Genomic DNA, 10,088 nt, shown 5'->3' on the forward strand with positions numbered 1-10,088 from the left:
CTATTCCGCCTTTTTTAATTCTTTACTTAACTCGGATGCATAGTATTTTATGTGATTTGCATCCAGTCCAAACGCATTTAATATTGTTTTCTGATTAGCCGTTACTGCATGATCCAGCCTGTATACATTGTCCAACTGACGCACCATTTCTATCTTTTCAAGTTCTTTCAACGCTGCCGGAACTGTCATATAATCCGGCTTCTTTTCCTTTTAAGAACTTAGCTGCATCAATGGCTCCCTTAGCAAAAATTGCCTTTGAATATGCTGTATGCTTAATTTCAATAACTTCATCTATTCCTGCAAAGATAACTTCATGTTCACCTACAATTGTGCCACCACGAACTGCTGAAATTCCAATTTCGTTTTTAGCTCTCTTCTGGCGTACAGTGCTTCTGTCATAGGTGTAATCGTACTGATTATCTAAAACCTGATTCATACAATCTGCCAGGGCTAACGCTGTTCCACTAGGAGCATCAACCTTCTGATTGTGATGTTTTTCCACAATTTCAATATCAAAACCTCTGTTAGCTAAAACTTCCGTAGCAGTTTTTAAAAGTTTCATAAGTGTATTAATACCTAATGACATATTAGCTGAACGGAGAACTGCCACCTTTTTGCTGGCCTCGTTCACTTTTTCAAGCTGCTCTGCAGACAGTCCTGTTGTACATATAACCACAGGTGTTTTAGTGCTGACAGAATAATCTAATAAATTGTCAATCGCCGATGTGACAGCAAAATCAATTATTACATCTGCCTTTACGGTACACTCCTTTATTGAAGTAAATACCGGATATTCATTATCTATACCTGTATAAGCATCTACACCGGCTACAATTTCTATATCATTGTCCTGTGACACAAGATTGGTAATGACTCTTCCCATTTTGCCATTACATCCGTGCATTATAACATTAACCATCTTTAACCTCCGTGTTTAGATTTTTCTTCTAAATGTAAAATGCTCTTTAGAGGACTCCGTAATCCTTTAATGCCTTTTTAAGTAATTCCTTATGAGCATCTGATAATTCAGTAAGAGGTGCTCTTACGGGACCTGCCTTATAACCTAACATATTCATAGCTGCCTTAACAGGTATAGGATTTACTTCGCAAAATAATGCTCCAATCACATCTATAGCCTCTAACTGAAGCTTTGTAGCTGTAGCTGTATCTCCGTTTAAATATGCGTATACCATATCATGAACCTTCTTTGGAGCAACATGTGACCACACTGAAATAACACCTTTTCCTCCTAATGATAATATAGGAAGTACCTGGTCATCATTTCCTGAATATATATCAATACATCCGTCTGCTAAAGCTGCTAATTTAGCAACAGCTGAAATATTTCCTGATGCTTCCTTAATAGCTACTACATTTTTAACTTCTTTTGCAATTCTTACTGCTGTTTCAGGCTGGATAGTTGTGCCTGTTCTTCCCGGTATGTTATACATAATAATCGGAATATTAACTGCATCTGAAATAGCTTTATAATACTGGTAAAGACCTTCCTGGGTACACTTATTGTAATATGGTGTAACACAAAGAAGTCCGTTAGCTCCAACCTCCTCAGCTCTCTTCGAAATATTTATGGCTTCACGTGTACAATTTGAACCTGAGCCTGCAATAACAGGAACTCTTCCTGCTACCTTTTCTACACAATACTTAATTACTTCAATATGCTCATCGTGATCCATTGTTGATGACTCACCTGTTGTACCACATACAATAATGGCATCTGAACCACCACTTATCTGGTCATCAATAATTCTCCCAAACTCTTCATAATTAACTGAACCATCTTCATTAAAAGGTGTAATAATGGCTACACCGGCACCTGTAAAAATAGACATTTTCTATTCCTCCTATATTTTATATGTACTTGTAAACCATAGTAAAAGGAGCTTAAAATAAGCTCCTTATAAGAATTCTGATATAAAACTTATAAGTAGCTCCCCATACATAAAATATGTATGACAGTCATATGGCTGTTAACCACATACCCAGGAAACAATCTCCGGAAACCATCTCCTTCGGCGCCGCATCCTTTCTGCTATAGTCATCTGCCTCCGGGACATCATATAACCTACTAATAATTAGCGCAACCTCTACTATCGTTCAACTATGTTTATAATAACACTGACATTAAATAGTGTCAACTAAAATACTTTTATTTATTATATGTTTTTTTAGTTAATTATGTCATTATTTTACTATATCTTTTTGTGTATTTTTTTCTTTTTTAACTTTACTACTATTTTCATATCCTTCAGGCATTCCAAGGCTCTGATATAGTTTTCCTAAATCCGTAATTTCACCTGTAGTTATATCAAGTAATGCGGAACCTCCGTTTCTGTAATCTGTAGGATTAAAAGAGAACCATGAATACCTCTCCACATAATCTCTTTTATCTAATTCAGGAATAACACCCTTCATATAATCAATAACTGATTGTCTCATTTGCTTTGTTCTGTAAGGAACACCACTTATGGCAAATTCCGTTATCCAAATTGGCTTGTGATACATCTCCCATGTTTTGTCAACTAAATCTAAAAATGCCTGTACCCCCTCTTCATTCCACCAGTTCCAATAATGATGAATAGGTATAAAATCAACATCCATTTTTTCTTTTTTCATTTGTTTCATAAATGGCACAAACCAGTCATCTGACCATGGAGGACATAATGCCGTGGCAGGAGAACCTACATAAATATCCTGATTCATAAATGCCTTCATTCCCTCTACTGCATCTTCTACTGATATATTGGACTGTTCTTCCAAATCCGGCTCATTAAATGCCAGCACATACTTATATCCCAGCTTAGGCAATACCGATATTTCCTGCTTATCTGTAGGTGCTGTTGTCCACATCATTGGCACAAACTGTAAATCTCTAAAACTGGTGAAATTATGTTTGGTTATGCTCCAGTTATAATACCATGAAACTCCCCAGTTACCGGCATCAACATTTCTTGCCATATCCTTATTCATGCACAATCCCTTTTTATTCACGTAAAAAGGAATAACATCAGAATAAATTTTCGAGCCTTTTTCTATTTGTGCCTCTATGTATATCTTATGTAACTTAACCTCTGTGGTGTAATACTCATAGGTAGTGGTTTTTCCGTTAGTTTCTGCTATTTTTTTATCATCTGCATAAATTACATACTTTTTAACCTTACCTATTTTTTCAGCACTGTTCCAATTTATTGTAATATATCCTGCCGGTTGTAGTGTTCCTGCCTCAGGAAAGGTTATGGCATTTTCCTTCCAGCTGCTTTTATTTGCATTAATTTTTTGTATTCGATTCTTGTCATTTATTTTAAAACCTGCCACAAGAGATACTATTATTAGTCCTAATAATAAAATCCCCATAATTACTTTCTTTCTGCTTTTTAACATAATACTCTAAATCCAATCTTATGATATTAATTAAGGGGCGGCATTACCACCCCTTAATATGGTTCTATTTTTTTATTTTTACTTTATTTGTTTTGCTCCACTTACAATAGTATTTCTTTCCATTAATTACTTTGTAAGCTCTCACTCTTACATAATACGTTTTCTTCTTTGTTAGCTTTTTAATTGTGCCGTTTTTAACTGTAGCACTTGTTGCTGAAATATTCTTTGTTTTTGTTTTGTATTTTTTCTTTGTGCTAAACTTCTTGTTTAATGAATACTGAACCTGATATCCTGCGGCTCTTTTTACAGATTTTATGCTATAGCTAAAGGCCTTCTTTTTAGCTGTCACACTATAAACTGTAGTAGGCACTGCCGCAACGCAGGAAGCCATGGATGTATTCTTTGAAGTTGTATATAATACATTATACTTTTTAGCATTATATCCTGCCGGATTTCCAATATTTGCATATATCTGTCCTAAGGTTGTAAGCTTTCCCGTATCATAATAATAAATACCTGAAGCACCTGTTTTTGAATCTTCCGGATTAAAATCAAACCATGAATATCTTTCAACATAGCTTCTTTCATTTAATCCCTTAAGAACAATTTTCATAAATTCCTGAACCTGTGCATTATGCTTGGCGTTTTTAGGATTAAATACATTTCCTGAATCCGCTACTGCAAACTCAGTAATCCAAATAGGCTTTTTGTATTTTGCATATATTTCATCTATTGTATGAAGATACTCTAATGCCGTGTCAGCATTGTCATAATAATGCTGATATGCATGCACTGCAATAAATGTCATATTATTTTTCTGCGTTTGATTTAAGCCATTCCAAAATGGTGTCCACCACTTGTCAGAATTAATCTGAAATGTTTCTGTTGCAGGAGAACCTAATCTGAGACTTCCTTTGCTGTCAATCATTTCATTCCATCTGTATCTCATTGTATCAGGCTGCTTATTTGATTCCAATTTTAAATCCGGCTCATTATATGACAACATATATTTGTAACCTTTTCTGTTGGCATACTCACATCTTTTAGAAATATCTACTGAATCGTCTCCCCAAATCATAGGAACAAACTCTAAATCATAAAATTTTTTATTTTTATAATTCCAGTCTTTTAATGATTTATAGTCCCAGTCATAATACCATCCGATATTCATTGATGCCGGATCAACTGCTGCTCCCATATCTTTTCGGTTGACACATATTCCTTTTTTTGTTACATAAAAATTTCTTACATCTGATTTTACAACAGTGTTATCCTTTAATTCTGCAACAATTTGTGCTGTATATCCCTTCACATTGGTAGTATAAAATTCAAATTTCATAATGTCCCCTGATGGTGACATTGTCTTTTTTAATGTTCCGTCAATATAGACCTTATACTGCTTTACATTTTCCAATGTATTATTCCATTTAATATCAATATATCCCGCACCAATTAACTTATTTTGTTCCGGGCTTATTATTGCTTCACCTGACCAGGTATTTGTCTCGTCTGCCTTAGTTAACGTATTGTCAAATATCATTCCTGAAAATAATAATGTAACGGATAAAACCATAGCCAATATTTTTTTCATTTTCTCCATATAAATTATGAAAACCTCCCAGCATTTTCATCATAAACCCTAACAAATGCCTATAAATAAAAGGGCAGAAAAAGTTATTTAAATATATAACCCTTCCACCCTTTCAAATATTTAAAATCTAATTATTTAATAACAATAGATTTCTTTACAACTTTTTTGCTGTATACTTTCTTTCCTGCTGAATCTAAATTGTATGCTCTAACCCGGAAATATGTCTTCTTTCCTGATTTTAACTTCTTAATTGCTATACTTGATTTTGTTGTTGTCTTTGTTTTAGCCTTTTTCATTTTGCTGTTATTAGCATACTTAATTTCGTATCCCTTTGCATTAGAAAGCTTCTTAAATCTTAATTTAGCACTCTTCTTTGCAGCCTTAAATGTTACTTTTGCCTTACCCGGCTTCTTTGTAGCTGTGTAAACACATGTAATATTTAAGTTGCCCTTTACAGGTGTAGAAAGATTGTATTTTGATGAACCTACTTTGTATGCAGAGAATGTCTTTCCCTTTACAGCGAACTGATGTCCTGATGCCTTTTCTCCGGCATTAACATGCTCTGTATATGACTGATTTCCACATATGTACTTAACTGTATACTGGTTACCTGCTGTAACTTTGAAATCATCAACAAAAAGACTACCCTTCATTGCTGTTTCATCAGGATATGTTGTAATATATGAACCAGCTGTAAACTGAACACATATTGCGTTTCCTGCATATGTCTTTGGAACCTTTACTGTTACCTTTACAGTCTTTTCGCCTTCAACACTGCTATCTGCTTCAATACTTCCACCTGATGTACATCCTGAATATGAAGTTAAATCTAAACCGTTATTATTGGCAGGATTAATAACATTAAAACCTATGTGCTTAATGTAATTATCTTCCTGTATCGGATCATTATTTTCATCTAATACCGGAATTCTTTCACCGTTTTCATCGTATTTGTAATCACCGTATTCATCTTTTTCATATATAGTTTTCTTACCTTTAAGTGTACTTCTATATTTGAAAGATACAGTATATGTACGACCTTTTTCTACAGGAATATTTGATGTATAAAATCTAAGTCCGTACGGATTATCACCTACTAATGAGCCGTCACGTTCATTATACTGTCCGTCCCATCCTGTATTAGCTGCCCAAAACTGAGCTTTAGAAGCTGTTGCTCCCGGTGCAACCCATCCCTGTGTTGCAAAATCTCCTAAAGGAACCTGACCATTAGGATAATCCTCAGTTCTAATATGTGTCAATGCATGATACCAACAATACTTAACCTTCTTACCATCTTCTCCATCTACATGTCCATTATGAAGCTTATCTAAGCTTGATTCTTTTCCATCCGCAGGAATTATTGAAAAATAGTTCCATGTAATATTTGAAGCAACATTAGCTCCATTGCTGGCATGTGATGCAGCCGGAACAATATTAATTGAACCAACTACCATAGTAAGAGCTAAAGCAACTGATGATACTTTCTTTAAAAATCCTTTTCTCACTTCTTGTCCTCCTGAACAAATTGATAAATTACCTGTTATTAAACAGTTACCCAATGCATAAGCATTGGGTAACATTTATATAGTATGCTGTCAAAAATTATTTTTTAATTTTAATTGACTTTTTAACCCATGCACTTGATTTGTATCCACTTGCAATTGCACGAACCTTAAATGTGTATTTCTTACCCTTTTTAAGTTTCTTAACTGTTAATGTATTCTTCTTTGCGCTATATGTCTTGCTTCCAACCTTAATCTGGTACTTCTTAGCCTTTGAAACCTTCTTCCATGAAAGCTTAACAGTTCCTTTTTTCTTGTTTACAGCCTTAAGACCTTTAACCTTTGCAAGTGTTTTTACAGTAGGCTTTGTTGTTGGCTTAACTGTAGGTTTTACTGCAGGTTTCTCAGTTGGCTTAACTGTAGGTTTCTCAGTTGGCTTAACTGTAGGTTTTTCTGTTGGAATTTCCGGTGCCTTTTCATAATCCGGATCAACACCTAAATCTTCAAAAGTAATATCTGAGAATGTAACTGTACCTGTCCAGTTTGCTTCTTTAGCCTTTACATTTTCATTTACAACCGGGAAAGCTCCTAATGAGATAACCATCTGTAAAGATGTTGTTGCCTGGCTCTTAAATTCGGTGTATGTAAATGTCTTTTCATCAGTTCCAAGTTCTGCTTCTGTTTCACCAAACATATAGTCACCTGAACCTGTATTAAATGCAAGGTTAAAATACTTAGTTGATGTAGCTTTTGCCTTAAATGAAATATTATAAATATGACCCTCTGTAAGTTTGATATTATCCATTGTCATTCTAAGTGACCATGGATTGTTTAAACCATTACCATAGTCTGCCTGCCAACCATTGCTCTTGATATTAGCTGCAAAACCATTTGCAACCACGCCTGAGTCAGTTATTCCTCCAACAACTTCACCATTGGCATTTGTTGTTGCTGAATTGAAATTTGTAACTGTTGTATTAGCTGAATCAGTAAAAGTAATTGAATTATATGCTGACTCCTCATAATCACCCCAAGCATGTGGTGCAGTTCCTGACTGATATACCTGCCATGATGATAACTGTCCATCCTCTGCCTTTACTGTTGTCTTATTAACATCAGCTCCTACAAATAAAGCTGCAACCAATGCAACTGACATTGTTCCTGCTAACGCTTTCTTGAAAATATTTCTCATTTTCATTTCCTCCTTTAAATATTTCTCCTTTTTTGAAAACGCCTAATTTTCAGTTACCTGTATTGTAACATTTTTTATAAAGATAATCAATATAAAAATGTTTCAATTACGCACTTTTCACAAATAAAAATACTTTTATCCATTTCAAATGTGATTTTTTTCACATATTTTATTTATAACCACTACCATATATTGGTATAATTATCACAATTCAGTTTTTCATACCTTATATACATAAAATCATTTTTACATCTTTTCCTGAATATCTTATATTTTAACCGTCAGATTTTTTTCTTTTAATTCAAAAAAATATACTGTTGTGGATTGCTCCTTACCGGAACTAAACACAACAGTATATTTTTAATCATCAATATATTCTAACTTACTTACCGAAACTTCATAGGCTACATGCTTTTCAGTCTCTTCCTCACTAATCTTCTTTACATATTCCCTGCTCTGAACTCTTCCCCGGATTTGAATATGTCCTCCCACTTCAAAGTTAGATGCATATCTCGCATTTCTCCCCCATGCAATACAAGGTATATAATCTGACTTTCCATATGGGCGATTTACAGCAATAAGCAAATCAGCAATTTCCCTTCCTAATGGCGTTTTTCTGTAAATTGGTGCCTTACAGATATATCCATCCAAAAAGATTTGATTAGTTTTTCCTGACTCAAGATTCTCTTCTACCTCTTCCCATTCTCTTACGAATATGGAAAGAACCAGCTTGTTCTTTGTCCCCTCGTGCCTGTTATAGGATCTAAACTGACCTGAAACCTCTACCAGTCTGCCCTGGTAGTCTTCGTTAATATCTACCAGTCTCTCAGATACCATTAACGGAATTACATCTGTTAAATCACTTAGTCGGTCTACAGACACATCAACTATGTAAAATCCCTCTCCAAAAACTTCATGGCTAAATCTGAATTCTGATACGATTTCTCCTATAATACTCACTCTGTTGTTCTCAATAACTTTGTCAATCATTGTATTTCCCCCTTACCACACTTTGGTGTATTATTTTTTTATCAATATTATTATACACTATTTTTTCCTAAAAATGTAAAAAATCGTTCGACTTCTTCCGACTTATAATAGTCTTTATATCAAATGCCTAATTTTTTGGTATTATAACGTAAAAAGGACCGTCATGCAACGATCCTTTTCATATACTGTAAACAGTATTATATTATTTTTTAACCTTAACTGTTTTCTTTGCACTATATGCACCTGCAACACCTGATGATTTTGCAACTGCTGCTACCTGTACACTTACTTTCTTTCCAGCCTTAGCTTTAACTGTAACTGTTGTTTTTTTAGTTGTAGTTACCTTTCTTCCAACTTTCACTTTGTATTTTGAAGCTCCTGCAGCCTTTGCAAACTTAACGGTAACTTTGCCCTTCTTTGTTGACTTAACTGACTTAATCTTTGGCTGCTGAACTAATGTAAACTTAGATACAGTAATTAACGTTGATGATGAGTAATCTCCATTAGCATCAACTGCAAGTCCGTCTGCTGGTTCCTGCTTAAACTGTTTTCTAAATACCTGATATCTTGTAGCGGCATCTCCGTCTTCTGATACACCTTCTCTGTCACCGATATCTCCACCAAGTCCAAAATAAACTGAGTTTGCATTAGCTTTTGCCTTAAATGTCTTGTTTACCTTAACTGTCTTGTTAGCTGGAATCTTTACCCATGTTGAGTATGCTAATGTATCACCTGTAGCAACCTTAACATATGCAAACTTTGTGATATTTGTTGCCTTAATTGTAAATGAAAGTGTGTATGTCTGTCCCTTCTTTACATTAATGTTTTTAGCATTTCCGCTTTTAGCTCCATCAATGTAAACCTGAGCTCCCCAAACACCCATCCAGCCTACAGAATCAATAGCTGCTGTAAAGCCTGATGCCTTGTTTGATGTTAACTTTCCTTCTGCTCCTTCGTACCATCCTTCTGTAGCAACAAAGTAGCTGCCCCAAGTTGCTGCAAAACATGTAGTTCCCATAGCAATTACAAGTGTAAGTGCAAGAACTGATGCTGCAAATTTCTTTGCCAATCTTTTCATGATTGTTCCTCCTTTAAGATATAAAATTTTAATACAATTTGGGAAATATCCGCTCTCCCATATCAAAACGTATTAGATTTTGTGTTCTAACCGACGCCCCTTTTGTTTTATTCTATAACATTTATAGGGGTTCCTGCAAGCCATTTTTGCAAATTTTCTGAAACGATTTTAATAAGTCGCGTTCTTGTCTCCAACGGAGCCCATGCAGCATGAGGAGTGATTATAATGTTTTTGGCATTAAGTAACTGACAATTAGGCGCCATCGGTTCTTTTGATACCACATCTAATGCCGCTCCACATATAACATCATGGTTAAGGGCATAGACTAAATCATCC

The 10,088-nt window shown here is 34.8% G+C and carries 10 protein-coding genes and 1 riboswitch; all 10 genes read right to left on the reverse strand.

Annotated elements, in window-relative coordinates:
* On the reverse strand, nucleotides 1-189 hold the full coding sequence (locus Q5O73_RS08550; protein ID WP_302669469.1) for a hypothetical protein: 189 nt from the start codon (nucleotides 187-189) through the stop codon (nucleotides 1-3).
* The gene (gene dapB / locus Q5O73_RS08555) at nucleotides 158-919 is read right to left on the reverse strand and encodes a 4-hydroxy-tetrahydrodipicolinate reductase (protein ID WP_302669470.1); all 762 of its coding nucleotides are present in this window, start codon (nucleotides 917-919) and stop codon (nucleotides 158-160) included. The genes Q5O73_RS08550 and dapB overlap by 32 nt, the downstream gene beginning before the upstream one ends.
* 46 nt (nucleotides 920-965) lie before the next feature.
* Nucleotides 966-1,850 (reverse strand): 4-hydroxy-tetrahydrodipicolinate synthase, encoded by an 885-nt coding sequence (gene dapA, locus Q5O73_RS08560; protein WP_302669471.1) that lies wholly within the window; start codon nucleotides 1,848-1,850, stop codon nucleotides 966-968.
* Between the two features lie 88 nt (nucleotides 1,851-1,938).
* Nucleotides 1,939-2,116, reverse strand: a riboswitch (Lysine riboswitch).
* An 86-nt stretch (nucleotides 2,117-2,202) separates the two neighbouring features.
* Nucleotides 2,203-3,399 carry a glycosyl hydrolase gene (locus tag Q5O73_RS08565; protein WP_021953180.1) on the reverse strand — a complete coding sequence of 399 codons (1,197 nt, stop codon included), beginning with the start codon at nucleotides 3,397-3,399 and terminating at the stop codon, nucleotides 2,203-2,205.
* A gap of 64 nt (nucleotides 3,400-3,463) precedes the next feature.
* Complete coding sequence (locus tag Q5O73_RS08570; protein ID WP_302669472.1) at nucleotides 3,464-4,999, reverse strand: glycosyl hydrolase; 1,536 nt, start codon at nucleotides 4,997-4,999, stop codon at nucleotides 3,464-3,466.
* A 122-nt stretch (nucleotides 5,000-5,121) separates the two neighbouring features.
* Entirely contained in the window at nucleotides 5,122-6,495 is a 1,374-nt protein-coding gene (locus tag Q5O73_RS08575; protein ID WP_021953182.1) for a hypothetical protein, read from the reverse strand.
* A 97-nt stretch (nucleotides 6,496-6,592) separates the two neighbouring features.
* The gene (locus tag Q5O73_RS08580) at nucleotides 6,593-7,684 is read right to left on the reverse strand and encodes a PT domain-containing protein (protein WP_302669473.1); all 1,092 of its coding nucleotides are present in this window, start codon (nucleotides 7,682-7,684) and stop codon (nucleotides 6,593-6,595) included.
* Between the two features lie 360 nt (nucleotides 7,685-8,044).
* Nucleotides 8,045-8,674 (reverse strand): single-stranded DNA-binding protein, encoded by a 630-nt coding sequence (locus tag Q5O73_RS08585; RefSeq protein WP_302669474.1) that lies wholly within the window; start codon nucleotides 8,672-8,674, stop codon nucleotides 8,045-8,047.
* 202 nt (nucleotides 8,675-8,876) lie between these two features.
* A complete protein-coding gene (locus Q5O73_RS08590) occupies nucleotides 8,877-9,752 on the reverse strand; it encodes a fibronectin type III domain protein (RefSeq protein WP_021953185.1) in 876 nt (291 codons plus the stop codon).
* A gap of 107 nt (nucleotides 9,753-9,859) precedes the next feature.
* Nucleotides 9,860-10,088, reverse strand: a 229-nt coding sequence (locus Q5O73_RS08595; protein ID WP_302669475.1) for an NAD(P)-dependent oxidoreductase, incomplete at its 5' end; no start/stop codon positions are given.

The sequence above is a fragment of the Eubacterium sp. AF15-50 genome, assembly GCF_934835595.1.
GTDB lineage: Bacteria > Bacillota > Clostridia > Lachnospirales > Lachnospiraceae > Eubacterium_G > Eubacterium_G segne.